Below are 17,294 nucleotides of genomic sequence, written 5' to 3'. Positions count from 1 at the left end.
TCGCAGCATCGGCACAGCAAACGCAACCGCGCTGAACATATGCGCTATTGACAGCATAAATGTGATGTTCTTTTGTACATCACAAAGAACATATGTCCAAGGAGCGCTCAAGGATCATGGCCGCCATTCACTCGCAGCCGCCGTTTGGCGCGCCGGCAGCCGGGCTGTCCCTCGCGGAGGCCCTCGATCTTCGCGAGAAGGCGGGCAAGCGCGTCCGCGTCGGCCTGATCGGCGCCGGCCAGATGGGCACCGACATCGTCGTGCAGATCTCCCAGATGACGGGCATCGAGATCGCGGCCGTGGCCGATATTGCGCCGGATCGCATTTCGGACGCCGCCGCGCTCGCCGGGCGCAAGGGCGAGGTCGATACGGTCTCCGACGAAGCTGGGCTCGACGCCGCCTGCCGCAAGGGCCACATCGCCGCTACCTCCTCGCTCGATCTGATCTGCCGCTCGCCCTGGGTTGACGTCATCATCGACGCCACCGGCAACCCGGAGGCCGGCTCGCGGGTGGCGCTGACGGCGATCGCGGCGCGCAAGCACATCGTGATGATGAATGTCGAGGCCGACATCACCATCGGCTCCTATCTCGCCGTCGAGGCCGCCAAGGCCGGCGTGGTCTACACGCTGGGCGCCGGGGACGAGCCGGCCGCCGCGATGGAGCTGATCAACTTCATCCGCGCCATGGGCTATCCGGTCGTCGCCGCCGGCAAGGGCAAGAACAACCCGTTCCGCATCGACGCGGTGCCGGCCGATTATGTCGAGGAGGCCAGGCGACGGAACATGAACCCGCGCATGCTCGTCGAGTTCGTCGACGGCTCGAAGACGATGGTCGAGATGGTCGCCATCGCCAATGCCTGCGGCTTCATCCCCGACATCCCTGGCATGCACGGCCCCGCCGCACCGAAGGACGAGCTGCAGAACTATTTCTGCCCGAAGGAAGAAGGGGGCCTGCTCTCGCACAAGGGCGTGGTCGATTTCTCGGTGGCCAAGGGCGTCGCGCCCGGCGTCTTCGCGATCGCGGAGATGCGCCATCCCCGGGTGCGGGAGCGGATGAGCGACCTGCATCTGGGACCTGGGCCCTATTACTCCTTCTTCCGGCCCTATCACCTGACGAGCCTCGAAGTGCCGCTTTCGGCGGCCGCTGCCGTCATCTTCAACCAGAGCCATATGCGCCCGCTGCCGGTGCCGACCGCGGAGGTCGGCTGCGTCGCCAAGCGCGACCTCGCAGCAGGCGAGACGCTCGATGCCATCGGCGAGTACGGCTACCGCGGCTTTGCCCTCTCCCGCGCCGATGCCCAGGCCCGCAAGGCTCTGCCGATCGGCCTCGCCCAGGGCGCGACCATGACCCGCCCCGTCCGCAAGGGCGAGCTGATCACTTTGGCCGACGCCGCTCCCGACGAGCGGCTGAAGATCGTCGAGGTGCGCCGCGCCCAGGACGCGATGATCGCCGCGCTGACCTCCGGAGCCCAGGCATGAGCGCACGCAAGACAGACGAAATCGCCGGAGCCGGGCTGAAGCCCAACCAGCGGCCCGAGCTCGCCGCGCTCGACGACGAGACGGTCGCACGCGCGCTGACCCGGATGCATCTGATCCGCAAATTCGAAGAGGCCGCCGAGGCGAGCTATATGCGCGGCCTGATCCACGGCACGATGCATCTCTCGATCGGCCAGGAAGCGAGCGCCGTCGGCACGACGCTGCCATTGGAAGCCCACGACTACATTCTCTCGACCCATCGCGGGCACGGCCACTGCATCGCGCGCGGCGCCGAGCCGAAGCTGATGTTCGCCGAGTTCTTCGGCAAGGAGACGGGGTACTGCAAGGGCCGTGGCGGCTCGATGCATATCGCCGATGTCGAGGGCGGCAATCTCGGCGCCAACGGCATCGTCGGCGGCGGGCTGCCGATCGCGGTCGGCGTCGGCATGAGCATCAAGGCGCAGAAGAACGGCCGCGTCTGCATGGTCTTCTTCGGCGACGGCGCCTCCAATGAAGGCGCCTTCCACGAGGCGCTGAACATGGCCTCGATCTGGAAGCTGCCGGTCGTCTTCGTCTGCGAGAACAACAAATACGGCATGTCGATGGACATCGGCCGCGCGATGGCGGTGGCAAATGTGGCCGACCGGGCGAGCGCCTACGCCATGCCCGGCCACTGCCTCGACGGCAACGATCTCGCCGGCGTTGCGGCGGTGGCGCGGGAGGCAATCGCGCAGGCTCGCTCCGGCGGGGGGCCTTCGCTGATCGAATGCAAGACCTATCGCTGGCGCGGCCACTCCAAGAGCGACCGCAATCTCTACCGGACCAAGGAGGAGATCGAGGAGTGGCGCTCGCAGGACCCGATCCGGCGCCTGGAGGCCGAGCTCAAGGCGCATGACCGCTTCGACGCCGCCGCGCTGATCAAGCTGGAGGAGGATGCCCAGCGCGAGATCGACTCGGCGGTCGAATTCGCCCGCACCTGCCCGGACCCCGATCCGAAAGACCTGACCCGTGACGTCTATGCCCTCTGATACGCTCGAAGCCCCGGCCGCTATCCGCGAGCTGTCCTATGCCGAGGCGGCGCGCGAGGCGCTGGCCCAGGCGATGGAGGCCGACGAACGCGTCTTCCTGTTCGGCGAGGATGTCGGCGTCTATGGCGGCGCCTTCGGCGTCTCGGGCGACCTCGTCCACCGCTTCGGCACGGATCGCGTGATCGACACGCCGATCAGCGAGCTTGGCATCGCCGGCGCGGCCGTCGGCGCTGCGATCACCGGCATGCGGCCGGTGCTGGAGATCCAGTTCTCGGATTTCGTCACGCTCGCCATGGAGCAGATCGTCAACCAGGCCGCCAAGATCCGCTTCATGTTCGGCGGCAAGGCGAGCGTGCCGATGGTGGTCCGCCTGCCGGGTGGCTCGGGCACGGGCGCGGCCGCCCAGCACAGCCAGAGCCTGGAAGCCTGGTTTGCGCATGTGCCGGGCCTCAAGGTGCTGCAGCCGAGCACGCCGTACGACGCCAAGGGCATGCTGCTCGCGGCGATCGACGACCCCAACCCGGTGCTGATCTTCGAGCACAAGCTGCTCTACAAGACCAAGGGCCATGTCCCGGCCGAGGCCTATCGCGTGCCGATCGGCCAGGCGGCTATCCGCCGCGAAGGCGCCGACATCACCATCGTCGGCTCCTCGATCATGGCGCTGAAGGCCCAGGCCGCGGCGGAACGGCTGGCCGCCGAAGGTATCTCGGCCGAGGTCATCGACCTGCGCTCGATCCGCCCGATCGACTTCACCACCATCGCCGAGAGCGTGCGCAAGACTCACCGCCTCCTGGTCGTCTACGAGGGCGTCAAGACCATGGGCATCGGGGCGGAAATCTCCGCCATGATCGCCGAAAGCGAGGTCTTCGATTTCCTCGATGCGCCGATCATCCGGCTCGGCGGCGCCGACGCGCCGATCCCCTACAATCCGGTGCTGGAAAAGGCGGCCGTCCCGCAGGAGGACGACATCGTCGCCGCGGCCACCAATCTCGTTCGCCGCGGGGAAGCCTGATGCCGGTCGAGGTCATCCTCCCCAAGGTCGACATGGACATGGAGACCGGCACGATCGAGGCCTGGCATGTCAAGGAAGGCGACCTTGTCCGCCAGGGCGACACGATCTTCGAGATCGGCACCAACAAGGCGGTGATGGAGGTCGAGGCTCCTGCCAGCGGCGCGATCCGGAACATCATGACGGAAACCGGCGTGCCGATCAGCGTCGGAACCCCCGTGGCCTGGATTTATCTCGACGGCGAGGCCGGCAACAAGCCGCCCGAGCCGGCAGCCACTGCGGCGCCTGTAGCTGCCGTCGCCTCTCGCCCAAGGACCTCTGCCCTCGCGGCGACCGAGGCGCCAGCTTTCGCGACGGCTTCAGGCCTGCGCGCCACGCCGCTGGCCCGCCGCATCGCACGCCAGCACGCCCTCGACCTTGGCACGGTGGCCGGTACGGGGCCACGCGGGCGTATCGGCGAAATCGATGTGAGGCGCCATCTCGATCAGCGGTCTCGTTGTGCGCCGGCTGAGCAGGCACGCTCCGCACCGACCCCAATCGCGAGCACGTCCGAAGGCCGGCTGCAGCCCTTCTCGGCGATCCGCCGTATCGTCGCGAGCCGGCTTTCGCAGAGTATGAGCACCGCACCGCATTTCTATCTCACCTCCGAGATCGAGATGAGCGCGGCGCGCGATCTGCTCGGCCGCCTCGCCGCCCGCCATGAGCGCATCGGCGCGCCCAAGCCCAGCATCACCGTGCTGATCGCGCGGATCGCCGCCCGAGTGCTGCGCGATCACCCGGTCATCAATGCCTCCGCCGAAGGCGAGGCGACGCGCTTCCATGAACGCATCAACATCGGCATCGCTATGGAGCGCGACGGGGACCTCGTCGTGCCGGTGCTGCGTGACGCAGGCAGCATGGACATGCCGGCCATGACCCGCGAATTCGCGAGATTGCGCGATGGCATGGCCAGGCGCACGCTGACCCCGGCCGAGCTCGGCGGCGGCACCTTCACGATCTCCAATCTCGGCATGTACGGCGTCGACAGCTTCACCGCGATCATCAATCCGCCGCAGGGCGCGATTCTCGCGGTCGGCCGTACGGTCGACAAGCCGGTCGGCCGAGATAGCCAGATCGTGCTGAGGCCGATGGCGAATTTCACGCTGTCTTCGGATCACCGGATCGTCGACGGCGTCGCCGCTGCCCGCTTCATGGCCGATCTGCGCGAGGCGCTGGAAAGCCCCGAGGTGCTTTTGTGATTGAAGGGCATTTGAGACCGGGCAAGGCCGTGAGTTGCCGGCTATAGACCATCAGAATGCAAGATCGACCGCCATAACGGCGCAAAGGTCGACGGCTTACAACGGAGGAGAAGAAGCGATGACCCAGACGAGACGCGCATTCATGATGGCAGCAGCCTTCGGCGCGCTGCTAACTGCCGCCCCGGCCTTCGCGCAGGCGCCTTCGGGCAAGCTCGTGCTCTACACCTCGCAGCCGGAGAAGGACGCGGCCCAGACCACCGCCGCCTTCAAGAAGGCCTATCCCAGCGTCGAGATCGAGATCTTCCGCTCCGGCACGACCGAGGTGATGGGCAAGCTCGCCGCCGAAATCTCGGCCGGCCAACCCGGCGCCGACGTGCTGCTGATCGCCGATGCCGCGAGCATGGAAATCCTGAAGGCGCAAAAGCAGCTTCTCGCCTATCCCGGCGCCAAGACCGAGGGCCTGCAGCCCGGCTCCTTCGATGCAGACAAGACCTATTTCGGCTCGAAGCTGATCACCACCGGCATCGCCTACAACACCGGTGCCAAGGAAAAGCCGAGCTCCTGGGCCGATCTCGACAAGCCCGGCTACAAGGGCCAGATCTCGATGCCGAGCCCGCTCTATTCCGGCGCCGCTGCGATCATGCTCTCGACCATGACGGCGCGGCCCGATCTCGGCTGGAAGCTGTTCGAGGGGCTGAAAGCCAACGAGGCCGTGGCCGTGCGTGGCAACGGTGCCGTGCTGCGTTCGGTCGCCACCGGCGAGAAGGCCTATGGCGTGCTCGTCGACTTCATGGCCTACAACGCCAAGAAGCAGGGTTCTCCGATCGACTTCGTCTTCCCGAAGGAGGGCGCGCCGGCTGTGACCGAGCCCGTCGCCATCGTGAAGTCGACCAAGAACGAGGCCGCCGCCAAGGCTTTCGTCGACTTCATCCTCTCCGATGACGGCCAGAAACTTGCTCTGGCGATGGGCTACATCCCCGCAAAGCCCAGCGTCGGCTCGCCGGCCTGGTTGCCGGAGGGCACCAAGATCAACGTCATGCCGTCCGATATCGCGGCCGTGGTCAAGGCGACGGAAGCGGACAAGGCCCGTTTCGCCACCATGTTCGGCAACTGAGCCCGGACGGGTGCGCATGTCTCTCGCCGATACCGCGACGCTGCGCACGCGCGTCGAGGAGACGGGCCTCCTCTGGGGGCTCGTCGGCCTCGTCGCGCTGCTCTCGCTGCTGCCGATAGGGCGGCTGCTCATCGAAGGGCTGGCGCCTGGCGGCCAGCTTTCGGCGACGGCGCTCGGCAAGGTGCTCGCCAGCCAGGCGACCTGGACTGCGACCGCCAACAGCCTGGTCACCGCGATCGCCGGCACGGTGCTTGCCGTGCTGATCGGCGGCACCGTCGCGCTGCTGGCGACGCTGACCGACATCCGCGCCCGCAACGCCTTCACCTTCTGCTTTGTCCTGCCATTGATGATCGCGCCGCAGGTCACCGCATTGGCCTGGCTGCAGCTTTTCGGGCCGTCGAGCACGCTGCTCAAGCTGATCGGCATGGCGCCGCCGCTCGGCAGCCGCAATCCGCTCTACTCGCGCGAAGGCATCATCCTGCTGCTTGGCCTGCAATACGCGCCATTGGTCTTCCTGACGCTGCGGGCCGGCCTGCGCGCGCTGCCCAAGGAGCTGATCGAGGCCGGCCTCGCCGCCGGCGCCAGCCCGTTGACCGTGCTGCGCACCGTCGTGTTGCCATTGATGACCCCGCCGCTCGTCGCCGGCATCGCGCTCTGCTTCGTCTCATGCCTCGGCAATTTCGGCATCCCGGCCTTCCTCGGCATCCCCGGCAACTTCCTCGTGCTGCCGACGCTGATCTACCAGCGTCTCGCCGGCCTCGGCCCGGGCGTGCTGTCCGAGGTCGCCATCCTGTCGCTGTTGATCGGCGTCATCGCGATGGCCGGCATCCTGCTGCAGGACTTCATGATGCGCCGCCGGGATTTCCGCATCACCACGACCTCCAGCGCTGCCCGTCCGTTCGAACTCGGCCGCTGGCGGACGCCGGTCGAGGTCGTACTCTGGACCTTCGCCATCCTCGTGCTGGCGCTGCCTTTCCTCGGCCTGCTATCGACCTCGCTGATCCCGGCTTTCGGCGTGCCACTGAACGCGACTACGGCGACGCTGGGCAACTATGCCTATGTGCTGCTGGAACATGCGGCGTCGAAGCGTGCCTTCATCAACAGCTTCCTGATGTCGGCCGGCGCTGCGATCCTGATCGTGCTGATCTGCGTCCCGCTCGGCTACTTCATCGTCTGGAAGAAATCGCGGGTCCTGCGCCTGCTCAACCTGGCGGCGGAGCTACCCTACGCCATGCCGGGCGTGGTGCTCGCCATCGCGGCGATCCTGCTCTTCCTCAAGCCGCTGCCGCTGTTCGGCGTCTCGCTCTACAACACGGTCTGGATCATCATCTTCGCCTATCTCGCGCGCTTCCTCGTGCTGGGACTGCGCCCCATCGTCAGCGGCTATCTCCAGATCGACCGGACGCTGGAAGAGGCCGCGCAGGTCGCCGGCGCCGGCCTGCCGCGCCGTCTCGTCACCATCATCTTCCCGCTGATCGCCCCCGCGGCCGTGGCGGGCGCGCTGCTGATCTTCCTGACCGCCTTCAACGAGCTGACGGTCTCGGCGCTGCTCTGGTCGTCCGGGGCCGAAACGCTCGGCGTCGTCGTCTTCTCCTTCGAGCAGGGCGGCGATTCCACCTACGCCTCGGCGCTGGCCGCGATCACCGTGCTCGTCACCGTCGGGCTGATGCTCTCGACCACCCTCTTCGCCCAGAGATTGCCCCAGGGAGTCCTGCCGTGGCGCGACTGACCATCGACCGGGCGCAGAAGCGCTTCGGTGCCTTTCTCGCCCTCGACGACGTCTCGATCGATGTCGAGGATGGCGAATTCCTCGCCGTGCTCGGCCCCTCCGGTTGCGGCAAGACGACGTTGCTGCGCCAGATCGCCGGCTTCGACAAGCTCGACGGCGGAGCGATCCGCATCGGCGACCGGCTCGTTTCCTCGGCCGAGCAGCATGTCCCGCCCGAGCATCGCAAGCTCGGCATCGTCTTCCAGTCCTATGCGCTCTGGCCGCATATGACCGTGGCGGAGAACGTCGCCTACGGGCTGACGGTCGCCGGCGTGCGCGATCCAGAGCGGGCACGGCGCGTGGCCGCAGCGCTCGATCTCGTCGGCCTCAACGGCTTTGACGAGCGCCGGCCCGGCCTGCTCTCCGGCGGCCAGCGCCAGCGCGTCGCGCTGGCCCGCTGCCTCGTGACCGAGCCTTCGCTCGTGCTGCTCGACGAGCCGCTGGCCAATCTCGATGTGCATCTGCGCGCTTCGATGGAGGAGGAGTTCGCCCGCTTCCACGAGCGCACCGGCACGACCATGGTCTACATCACTCATGACCAGGCCGAGGCCATGGCGCTGGCGGATCGAATCGCAGTGATGGATCGCGGCCGGCTGCTCCAGCTCGCTACGCCCTCGATGCTCTATCGCGAACCGGCCGACACCACCGTCGCCGGCTTCATCGGTGACGGCATGGTGCTGCCCGCGACAGTGCTGTCGCCGGCGCAGGGCGGCCGCTGCAAGGTCAATGTGCTGGGCATCGAAACCGTGGTTCGCTGCCGGCCGGACCAGACGATCACCAACCAGGCGAAACTCTGCCTGCGGGCGCGCGACATCGGTATCGCACCTGCGGAGCACGCGGGCTTCCCAGCCACGGTCGAGCGTCTGTCCTATCAGGGCGGGCACTTCCGGCTCGAGGCGCGCGCCGCCGCTCCCGGTGACATGCTGCTGCATCTCGATGCCGCCGAGCCTGCTCCAACCCAGCCCGGCGATGCGATCCGCATCGCGATCCATGACGGCTGGGTCATCCCCGAAGCGGGGATCACGCGCCAGGCCGCATGAGATCAATGGCATGAAAGTGAAGATCCACGGCGGCGTCGGCGAGAAGGGCCGCACCTGCATCGGTGTCGAGCAGGGCGGCACGCGGCTTCTGCTCGACGTCGGCGTCGACACCAGCGCGCCGCGCGGCTCCGGCTATTATCCAGCCATCACGCCGGAGGAGCTCCGGCTGCTCGACGCGATAATCGTGACGCACGCTCATGAGGACCACGTCGCGGCGCTCGGCTGGTGCTTCGTTAATGGCTTTTCCGGCCGCGTGCTGATGACCACCGAGAGCGCCGCCGAGGTGGACGCGACGCTCGCCGCCTATGCGACGCCGCAGGAGCGCGAGCTCGCCGGACAATCCGCTCCCGAGATCATCGCCGCCGGCCAGGATTTCAACATCGGCCCGCTCGCCATCCGCACCGGCCGGAGCGGCCATGTCGTCGGCGGCATCTGGTGTCATCTCAGCGCGGCGGAGGGCAGCCTGACCTATTGCGGCGACATCGTCCCTGCCAGCCCGGTGTTCGCGATGGACCAGCTGCCACCTTGCGACCTGCTGCTGCTCGACGCCTCCTATGGCGAGGATCGCGTCCCGGCGGCCGAGCGCGGCGCGGCGATACGGCGCTGGCTCTCGGCCCACTCGCAAAGCGCGGTGCTGCCGACGCCGCTATCTGGGCGCTCGATCGAGCTGATCGGTCTGATCGAAGGCCCGATCGCCATCCATCCATCGATGCGCGCAGCATTGGCTCAACAGATCGCGGCATCCGCCTGGCTGAAACCAGGGACCACTGACCTCCTTTCGGCGCGCCTCGCTGCAGCATCCCTCTGGGAAGAGGGACAGGCGCTGCCGGCCGCCGTTCTGCTGTGCGATGACGGCATGGGGCTCTCCGGCCCGTCGAGAGCGGCGCTCGCCCAGGCGCGCCGCGAGGGGCACCCGGTGCTCCTGACCGGCCATGTTCCCAAGGGAAGCCCGGCAGATGCGCTGCTGGCCGCCGGGAAAGCAGATTGGCTGCGCTTCCCGACCCACCCGACCTTGCCGGAGAACGCTGCCATTGCCGCAGCCAGCGGTGCGAACTGCGTGCTCGCCCATTCCTGCGATGCCGCGACGGCGCGGGCTCTCGCCTCCGACATTCAAAACCTCAATGCCGAGCTCAAGCCCGGCGACAGCATCGAGATCTGACCATGCGCATCCTGATCGCCAATGACGACGGCATCGACGCTCCCGGCATCGCCCTGCTGCGCCGCGCCGCCGCTCGTGTCGCCCCCGACATCTGGGTCGTCGCGCCCGAACGGAAATGGACGGCCGCGAGCCATCATTTGTCCTTCGACCGCGACCTGACGCTGACCCGCCGCGAAGCCCAGGTCCATGCGCTCGACGGAACGCCGGCCGATTGCGTCGTCGCGGCGATGACCGTGCTGTTCCGCGACGGCGGCAGGCCGGATCTCGTGCTCTCAGGCGTCAATGATGGCCGCAATGCCGCCGAGGACGCCGCTTATTCCGGCACGTTGTCGATTGCCCGCGAAGCGAGTTTCTGGGATATCCCCGCCATCGGCTTCTCCCGTTCCAAGGGCGGGACATCCGAAGAGGGCGATGTCGCCGCGCTGGCAGAGCTGATCGGCAATCTATGGCAGCACCGCGCCGCCTGGAGCCGGGAGGGCGCCTATCTCAGCGTCAACCTGCCGAAGGACCTGCCGGCGAAGATCGGCTTCGCCAAAATCGGCCGCGACAAGATCGCGGGTGCGGCCGACATCAGCTCCGAGGACGGCGAGCGCATCGTCTGGCGCATCCGCCGTGGCCGTCCGCATACAAGCCGGCCCGGCGACGAGAACAGCTTCATCGATGCGGGCAAGATTGCGATCGTGCGCCATTGCTGGATCGATGGAGCCCCGCTGGACGCGAGCCTTGCCGCAGACCTCAATGCGGGTCTTTCCCATATCTGAGTTTCACCTGCCACAGGCATCCAGGAATCCCAGCGGGATGACTTGTCCGCTTATGCGCAGAGCCTCAATGTCCGGAAGTGCGAGCAACAGCCTGTGACGGCCTACCTAGAAGTAGCCGAGCAGGATCGCGATGCAGCCTGGGTCCATGTAGAAGAAGGGCTGCGCCGTCATCCGTCGCGAGAGCGGCTCAGCGTCCCAGCCCGCCGCACCCTGCTGTGGATGCGCTCAAGCCTCCTCAGACGAGCATGCGCCTTCGCTCCGAGACAATGTCCTCCAGCGCGCCCAGGAACTGCTCCGTCATCCCATCGTCGACGGCCAGCGACAGCGCAATGAAGCCCCGGCGAGCAAGATAGAAACCGCGCTCGAGCAGATCCAGAAAGACCAGTTCCCTGATGCGATCGTCGCTGCCATCGAGGTCGTCGGGACTGTTCACCGGGCCGCGGCGGGCATGGATGTTCATCAGCGAACCTTGCCCGGTCGCCTGGAGCGAGACATCGGCACTGCGGAACAGAGCGTTCAGGCGTTCCCGCAATTGTTCGCCGCGTGCGTGCAGCGCCTCAGCGACATCCGGTGTGAAAACCTGAGTCAGCGCGGCGACGCCCGCCGACATCGAGAGCACGTTGTTGTTGAAGGTTCCCGCATGCGGCAGCGAGCCGGGTTTCGACGGATCGTACATCGCCATGATGTCCGCCCGCCCGCCGAAGGCTCCGAAGGACATGCCGCCCCCGACCCATTTGCCGAGCGTTATGAGATCGGGTTCGAGGCCGAGCAGGCCATGGGCGCCGCTGCGACCGAAGCGCGATGTCATCACCTCGTCGAGGACGAGAAGCGCTCCCGCGGCCAGGGTCTCCCTGCGCAGCATGGCGAGGAATTCCGGTCGCGCAGGAATGCAGCCGCTCGATCCCATCATCGCTTCGGTCAGAACGCAGGCGAGATCCGATCCGTTCTCGCGGATCAGGCGGGCGGTCGCATCGGCATCGTTGTAGGGCGCGACGATGAATTCGTAGGGAGCGTTGATCGGAATGCCACCGCCGCCGAAATAGAGCAGGCCCCCGTGATAGCCGCCCCGGAATACCAGCACCTTCGCGCGCTTGGTGAAGGCGCGCGCCGTCGCAATCGCCATCAGATTCGCCTCGGTACCGGAATTCGTGAACCGCACGCGTTCAATCGCCGGAAAGCGCTCGACCACATGCCGGGCGAGCTCGGCCTCGAACATGGTGTGACCGCCGAGATTGACACCGCCGTCGAGCGCAGCGTCGATTGCCCGGCGAATGACCGGGTGGGAATGACCGAACAGACCGGCCGTGTATTCGCCGAGTAGATTGACGTAGCGGTGTCCGTCAGCGTCGGTCGCGACCGCTCCCTCGCCATGAGCCAGGCGAAGCGGAAACGGGCCGTGATAAAGCACGGTCCGGGTGTTTCCACCCGGCATCACCTCACAGGCGCGCTCATGAATGGCCAGTGATTTCGGCCGCCTCTGCCCATAACGTGCCCGGGCTTCGACCAGTTCGTCGTCGATTGTCCTGTTCCGCCGCGCTGCATCCATGATCTGCTTCCGTCCCGTCGATGCATCCCGCCGGAGCGGCGCGCCCTCATCGGAATAATTGTACATCGTACAATTTATTTGTCGATAGCCCCTGCGAGGATTTGCCCTGCGAGGTATCGCGGCATCGGCGCGGCTGTTAGAGCCGGATGCTCTCATCAAAAGTGAGAGCCGATCAATGCGAAAAACCGGTTCCCGCTTTTTCGCCCCCTGCTCTAATGGCGAAATCTCGGTAGGCAGAACCGGCGATGCGTGGCAGTGATCACCGAGGCGGACATGCAGGAAGTCGAGCAACGAAAGCGTCGGGGACGCCCCAGGCGCGATGAAGTCGTCGCACTCGATCGCGAACAGATCGTGGCTGAGGCGCTGCGTCTCATCGATGAACGGGGGCTCGACGCGTTCAGCCTGCGCGAGCTCGCACGGGCGCTGGGCGTGTTCCCAACCGCCCTTTACTGGCATATGCCCGGCGGCCGAAACGCGGTGCTCGGCGCGGTCGCCGCCACGGCCTTCACCAACGTCGTTCCGCCCGCCGAAGATGCGGTCGACGACTGGGAGAAATGGATCCGCGCGCTTTTCGTCCGCTATCGCGAATCGCTGCGCAAGCATCCGAATATCGCGCCCTTGCTCGGCGCCCAGATCGTCTCGAACACGGGTGTCGATATCGAACTCGTCGAACGCATTCTCGCTGCGCTGGAGTCGGCGGGCTTTCGCGGAGAGCGGCTTCGCGACGCCTACAATACCGTCGTCGCAGGCATGCTCGGTTATGTTACGCTGGAGCTCGCCCCGAGCCCGGCCGAAGACGCCAGCGAATGGGCCCAAGCCTTCGAGGCCGATATTCGGGGCGTCGATGCCGACCGGTTCCCCCGACTGGCACGCAATCTCGATCTCCTCGCCAACCGGGCCTTCATCGTCCGGTGGCAGGGCGGCGCAGAAAAGCCGATGGCGCATAGCTTCGACTTTTACGTCGAGGCGATCATCGCCGGGCTGCGTGCGCTCTCCCGCAGCCCTGCCTGAGAAACCTCGTCAGACGAAGGTCAGCAACCGGCGCGGATTTCCGACGAGGATCGCTTCGATTTCGGTCTCCGAAAAGCCGCGCGAGCGCATCAGCGGCAGAATGTTCTCGAAGATGTGCGTGTAGCCGTGGCCACCGAAGCTGGTCAGCCGCGTCTTGTAACAGATGTCGTGACTGATCACGATGCGCTCGAGATGGCCGTGATCGATCAGGGTGCGGATGAAGCGCAGGCGGCCGGCGTCGTTCGGCATGTCGATGTCCGCCCAGGTGTAGAAGGCCTGTTCCTGGCCAAACAGGTCGAACTCGATCACGCAGCCGGTGTCGGCGAGCCGCAGCAGCGTGTCCTCGTCGAAGATCGTTCGATCGATATGACTGAAGATCACACGGCTGATATCGCCGCTATGCCTCACCACGAATTCGGCGATCTCCTGCGGCTGCTCGACTGTGCGGCCGGGATGAATGTTGACGGCGGCACCGGTTTCCGTCTGGGCGATCAGAGCGCCTCTCAACACGCGCTTCTCCAGATCTGTCCACGGGACCTGGCAGCCGATCTCGCCGATGATGCCGGCACGCACCGACGTGCCCCAGGCGCCCTCGAACACCTGGGCGATCATCTCGGATGCAAAGCTGTCGACGTCTCGGTCCTCGTTGGCCCGGTCCTGATAGTCGTGCACATAGTGGCCGCAGCCCATGACGATGGTCGCTCCGGTCCTCCGCGCAATCTCCGCCAGCCCATGGGGATCGGGCCTCAGCCCGCCATTGCTCAGCTCGACGATGGTTCGCCCGCCGGCATCGACCATCGCTTGCACTTCCTTCGCGGCCGTGTCCCGGCAGCGCAGGAAGAGGTTGCCCGGCACCTTCCAGCGGCCATAGTTCATGCGGAAGCAGTTGCAGAGGGTGATCTCCGGCCCCTGGTCCGGATCGACCGCCATCGCCGGCGTGCGGATGTCCCAGATCAGGTGCTCGTGCATCAAGGTCGGGCCGAGGCTCGCCGGTTCGACGAACCCCAGGACGCTCTGCGCCTTGCCGCGCAGAGCGGCGCGGTCCAGTCGGTTGCTCATGCGGTTTCGAACTCCCTCCAACAGGCCGAGCCCTGACGTACCCCTTCCCTGCCCTGCCTGACTGTAAAATCGGGTTTGAGGTCGCAGTGCACGATCATTCCTCTCGCTGGCGAATTTAATTGTACGATGGACAATTAAATCGGTGCGTGTCAACCTGAACCCACCAAAGAGGGATCTGACGGTAGGGGGTGGATATGAGAAGGCGAGACTTCCTGGCGGCTTCCGCGGGACTTTTGACGGTCGGAGCTTCGAGCAGCGCCCGAGCACAGCGCCGCGATCCGAAGGTGCTCAAATTCGTGCCGCAGGCGAACCTGACTTCGCTGGACCCGATCTGGACGACGGCACAGGTCACGACGAACCACGGCTATGCCGTTTTCGACACGCTCTACGGACTCGATAATGCGCTGCGGCCACAACCCCAGATGGCCAAGGGGCATTCCGTCTCGGCGGACGGCCGAGTCTGGACGATCGAACTGCGCGAAGGGCTGAAATGGCATGACGGCCAGTCGGTGCTGGCCCGCGACTGCATAGCCAGCCTCCAGCGCTGGGCCAAACGCGACGCCTTCGGTCAGTTGCTCGACGCTGCCGCCGAGACATGGGAAGCGCCGGACGACAGGCATCTGCGCGTCACCTTCCGGTCGGCCTTTCCCCTGTTCCTCGAGGCGATCGCCAAGCCACTGGGCATCACGCCGTTCATGATGCCTGAGCGCATCGCCAGGACCGACCCCTTCAAGCAGATCACCGAGATCGTCGGCTCAGGCCCATATCGCTTCGTCCAGAACGAGTACGTCACCGGCAGCAAGGCCGTTTATGCCAGGTTCGACGCCTATATCCCGCGGTCCGAGCCGGCCGAGCTCACGGCCGGTGGCAAGGTCGCTCATTTCGAGCGGATCGAATGGATCGTCATGCCAGACGCCGCGACAGCTGCGGCGGCCCTGCAGTCGGGCGAGATCGACTGGTGGGACCAGGCTCTGCCGGATCTGATCCCGGTCCTGCAGAACAACAAGGGCGTCAAGGTCGCCATTCACGACCAAGCCGGCTTCATCGGGATGATGCGCTTCAACACCCTGCATCCGCCGTTCAACAATCCGGCCATCCGCCGAGCGGTCATGTTTGCCATCGAGCAGGCCGACTACATGCGCGCCGTAACTGGCAATATCGAGGAAAACTTCCGTAGCTGCTTCTCGATGTGGCCATGCGGCACGACCTATTCCAGCGAAACCGGTGCCGAGGCGCTCAAGGGCACGCGCAACCTCGAGCACGCCAGGACCATGCTGCTCGAGGCCGGCTACAAGGGCGAGCGTGTGGTCATCATCAGCCCGACCGACATTGCCAGCATCGGGCCGCTCGGCCAGATCACAGACGACCTCTTCCGCAAGCTCGGGATCAATGTCGAACTGGTGGAAACCGATTGGGGATCGGTCGTTCAAAGGCGCGCTTCGCGCGAGCCGGTCGACAAAGGCGGCTGGAGCATCTTCCATACATGGTGGCCTTCGCTGGCCGTCGACAATCCCGCGATCAACCAGACACTGCGCGGTCAAGGCGGCAAGGGTTGGTTCGGTTGGTATGAGAACGCGATGGCGGAGGAGTTGGCCTCAAGATGGCTGACGGCGAAGAATCCGGCTGAGCAGAAGGCGATCGCGGAGGCAATCCAGGTCGACGCATTCAAGCAGGCGCCGATCGTACCGCTCGGTCAGTTTTTCATTCCAACGGCCTATCGCGCCGATCTGACTGGCTTTCTTGCGTCGACAATCCCGAGCATGTGGAATGTCCGCCGCGTTCGATAGTCTAAGGGCAGTTGCGATACGGTCGCAGTCGCCTGCTTGACGATCCCGAACTACGCGATGGGGTTCATGATCGGCCGGATCGTGGTCACGCCTCGCGTCGGCGGTGGGCGTGGCCTTAGAGTTGCACGGAAAAGCCGGCGCGGCTTCTGGCGTTGCGCTCCGGGAACGCGAAAACCCCGCTTCGAGGCGAAGCAGGGTTTTTGCTGATCCTTGGGAATTTGGTTGCGGGGGCCCGGAGCCACCTTTACCGAACACGGATCCGACCCGTTTAAGCAGGGGCCTTTCGCCCCAGGTGCGGAATGAAGGTGGAGCCGCATTCGCGGTCCAGTAACGTATTGCGGGTGCTGTCAGCGCGGAAATGGTGGAGCGCGATCGCGTCCACGTTCAGTGCAATTGGTCGACGGCTGATGCAATCCGCGAGTGGGCGGCTCAATCCGAAATTTTCAACAGCTCGTCGATCGCCTCATGGGGATCGAATCCGATTGCTGCCGCCAACTGCAATAATTCAGGAATGTCCACTCTGCGCTGGCCGCTTTCGATGTTGGCAATGAATGGCTGATGTCGGCCGAGCTTGGCAGCGACCTCCGACTGTAGCTGGCCCGAACGCTCTCGGTACTCACCGATGAGCTGAGCCAACCGTTTGTGTCTGCCTGAGCGTATTGAGGATGCCATGAGCTCGTTCGATCGACGATCGACACTCGCTAGGCGCTTGACCTCTCGATACAAAAATCGGATATCTGAAATTCAGATATTTGCCGAAAAACACGGCGCGCGAGGGAGCAAATGCGAGAGGCAGGCCGAGAGGATCACGCAATAAAGGCTTGGATCGACAATTTGCCGTATCGATGGGCGGCAGGCGGCGGTCTTACCACTGGAATGCTGCTCGCTTTATTGACTTTGTTCGGCCCGGGCGAACTTGCGATCGAAGCTGCTCTGATTGTGGCCGGCACAGTACTAGCCGCAACAGGTTGGCTGTTAACGGGCTACTGGGCGCAATGGGGTATGCGGCCTTATATTCATCAATCGTTTGACAGTGCCCGAGCATCCATTCCACATCTTTGGGCTTCCGGGGCTGTTCTGCTCGCCGGCCTTCCTCTCGTTCTGCGTCGACTGTTAGCTGAACTCGGCGCGATAGAGAGCCCAGGCTCTGGGCTAGCGGGATTTGCTGAGCTGGTTGCCACGATGGCGTGTGCATACCTCCTCGGCAGAGGCTTCGCCTTGTTCTCTCAGCTAGGGTTTGACCGCGCTGGCACAAAACACAATTAGGTGCAGCAAATGGCTGTCGTTGGCAGATGGCTG

The 17,294-nt window shown here is 65.4% G+C and carries 14 protein-coding genes; 11 read left to right on the top strand and 3 right to left on the bottom strand.

Annotated features, from left to right (window positions below; translation table 11 throughout):
- The first annotated feature begins 116 nt into the window (after positions 1–116).
- From QO058_RS19055 to surE, 9 genes are all read left to right on the top strand, one after another.
- Complete coding sequence (locus QO058_RS19055) at positions 117–1,478, top strand: NAD(P)H-dependent oxidoreductase (protein WP_284167838.1); 1,362 nt, start codon at positions 117–119, stop codon at positions 1,476–1,478.
- Entirely contained in the window at positions 1,475–2,503 is a 1,029-nt protein-coding gene (locus QO058_RS19050) for a thiamine pyrophosphate-dependent dehydrogenase E1 component subunit alpha (RefSeq protein ID WP_284167837.1), read from the top strand. Before QO058_RS19055 ends, QO058_RS19050 begins: the two co-directional genes overlap by 4 nt.
- The gene (locus QO058_RS19045) at positions 2,493–3,515 is read left to right on the top strand and encodes an alpha-ketoacid dehydrogenase subunit beta (RefSeq protein WP_284172947.1); all 1,023 of its coding nucleotides are present in this window, start codon (positions 2,493–2,495) and stop codon (positions 3,513–3,515) included. The genes QO058_RS19050 and QO058_RS19045 overlap by 11 nt, the downstream gene beginning before the upstream one ends.
- Entirely contained in the window at positions 3,515–4,750 is a 1,236-nt protein-coding gene (locus tag QO058_RS19040; protein ID WP_284167836.1) for a dihydrolipoamide acetyltransferase family protein, read from the top strand. The genes QO058_RS19045 and QO058_RS19040 overlap by 1 nt, the downstream gene beginning before the upstream one ends.
- 118 nt (positions 4,751–4,868) lie before the next feature.
- Positions 4,869–5,864, top strand: a complete 996-nt coding sequence (locus tag QO058_RS19035; RefSeq protein WP_432211954.1) for an ABC transporter substrate-binding protein — start codon at positions 4,869–4,871, stop codon at positions 5,862–5,864.
- A gap of 16 nt (positions 5,865–5,880) precedes the next feature.
- Complete coding sequence (locus QO058_RS19030; RefSeq protein WP_284167835.1) at positions 5,881–7,593, top strand: ABC transporter permease; 1,713 nt, start codon at positions 5,881–5,883, stop codon at positions 7,591–7,593.
- Positions 7,581–8,672 (top strand): ABC transporter ATP-binding protein, encoded by a 1,092-nt coding sequence (locus QO058_RS19025; RefSeq protein WP_284167834.1) that lies wholly within the window; start codon positions 7,581–7,583, stop codon positions 8,670–8,672. Before QO058_RS19030 ends, QO058_RS19025 begins: the two co-directional genes overlap by 13 nt.
- A gap of 10 nt (positions 8,673–8,682) precedes the next feature.
- Positions 8,683–9,831, top strand: coding sequence for an MBL fold metallo-hydrolase (locus QO058_RS19020; protein ID WP_284167833.1), 1,149 nt, complete (start codon positions 8,683–8,685; stop codon positions 9,829–9,831).
- A gap of 2 nt (positions 9,832–9,833) precedes the next feature.
- The gene (gene surE / locus QO058_RS19015) at positions 9,834–10,592 is read left to right on the top strand and encodes a 5'/3'-nucleotidase SurE (RefSeq protein ID WP_284167832.1); all 759 of its coding nucleotides are present in this window, start codon (positions 9,834–9,836) and stop codon (positions 10,590–10,592) included.
- Positions 10,593–10,827: 235 nt separating this feature from the next.
- On the opposite strand, the gene QO058_RS19010 is transcribed toward surE, so the two are convergent.
- On the bottom strand, positions 10,828–12,429 hold the full coding sequence (locus QO058_RS19010; protein ID WP_284167831.1) for an aspartate aminotransferase family protein: 1,602 nt from the start codon (positions 12,427–12,429) through the stop codon (positions 10,828–10,830).
- Between QO058_RS19010 and QO058_RS19005 the strand changes: the two genes are divergently transcribed.
- Positions 12,412–13,149, top strand: a complete 738-nt coding sequence (locus QO058_RS19005; RefSeq protein ID WP_284167830.1) for a TetR family transcriptional regulator — start codon at positions 12,412–12,414, stop codon at positions 13,147–13,149. The genes QO058_RS19010 and QO058_RS19005 overlap by 18 nt on opposite strands.
- 9 nt (positions 13,150–13,158) lie before the next feature.
- On the opposite strand, the gene QO058_RS19000 is transcribed toward QO058_RS19005, so the two are convergent.
- A complete protein-coding gene (locus QO058_RS19000) occupies positions 13,159–14,361 on the bottom strand; it encodes a phosphotriesterase family protein (RefSeq protein ID WP_284167829.1) in 1,203 nt (400 codons plus the stop codon).
- A gap of 131 nt (positions 14,362–14,492) precedes the next feature.
- Between QO058_RS19000 and QO058_RS18995 the strand changes: the two genes are divergently transcribed.
- Positions 14,493–15,995: an ABC transporter substrate-binding protein gene (locus tag QO058_RS18995; RefSeq protein WP_284167828.1), complete on the top strand. Its 1,503-nt coding sequence runs from the start codon at positions 14,493–14,495 to the stop codon at positions 15,993–15,995.
- Positions 15,996–16,424: 429 nt separating this feature from the next.
- On the opposite strand, the gene QO058_RS18990 is transcribed toward QO058_RS18995, so the two are convergent.
- Positions 16,425–16,631 (bottom strand): helix-turn-helix domain-containing protein, encoded by a 207-nt coding sequence (locus tag QO058_RS18990; protein WP_284167827.1) that lies wholly within the window; start codon positions 16,629–16,631, stop codon positions 16,425–16,427.
- Positions 16,632–17,294: the final 663 nt, after the last annotated feature.

Origin of the sequence: Bosea vestrisii (genome assembly GCF_030144325.1) — a bacterium.
Lineage (GTDB): Bacteria > Pseudomonadota > Alphaproteobacteria > Rhizobiales > Beijerinckiaceae > Allobosea > Allobosea vestrisii_A.
The sequence above is the reverse complement of the archived record's forward strand: the minus strand, read 5'-3'. Positions and strand labels throughout refer to the sequence as shown.

Excerpts from the sequence above, each read along its gene's own strand:
- QO058_RS19055 (WP_284167838.1), top strand. The coding sequence starts at position 117 with ATGGCCGCCATTCACTCGCAGCCGCCGTTTGGCGCGCCGGCAGCCGGG.
- QO058_RS19050 (WP_284167837.1), top strand. The coding sequence starts at position 1,475 with ATGAGCGCACGCAAGACAGACGAAATCGCCGGAGCCGGGCTGAAGCCC.
- QO058_RS19045 (WP_284172947.1), top strand. The coding sequence starts at position 2,493 with ATGCCCTCTGATACGCTCGAAGCCCCGGCCGCTATCCGCGAGCTGTCC.
- QO058_RS19040 (WP_284167836.1), top strand. The coding sequence starts at position 3,515 with ATGCCGGTCGAGGTCATCCTCCCCAAGGTCGACATGGACATGGAGACC.
- QO058_RS19035 (WP_432211954.1), top strand. The coding sequence starts at position 4,869 with ATGACCCAGACGAGACGCGCATTCATGATGGCAGCAGCCTTCGGCGCG.
- QO058_RS19030 (WP_284167835.1), top strand. The coding sequence starts at position 5,881 with ATGTCTCTCGCCGATACCGCGACGCTGCGCACGCGCGTCGAGGAGACG.
- QO058_RS19020 (WP_284167833.1), top strand. The coding sequence starts at position 8,683 with ATGAAAGTGAAGATCCACGGCGGCGTCGGCGAGAAGGGCCGCACCTGC.
- surE (WP_284167832.1), top strand. The coding sequence starts at position 9,834 with ATGCGCATCCTGATCGCCAATGACGACGGCATCGACGCTCCCGGCATC.
- QO058_RS19005 (WP_284167830.1), top strand. The coding sequence starts at position 12,412 with ATGCAGGAAGTCGAGCAACGAAAGCGTCGGGGACGCCCCAGGCGCGAT.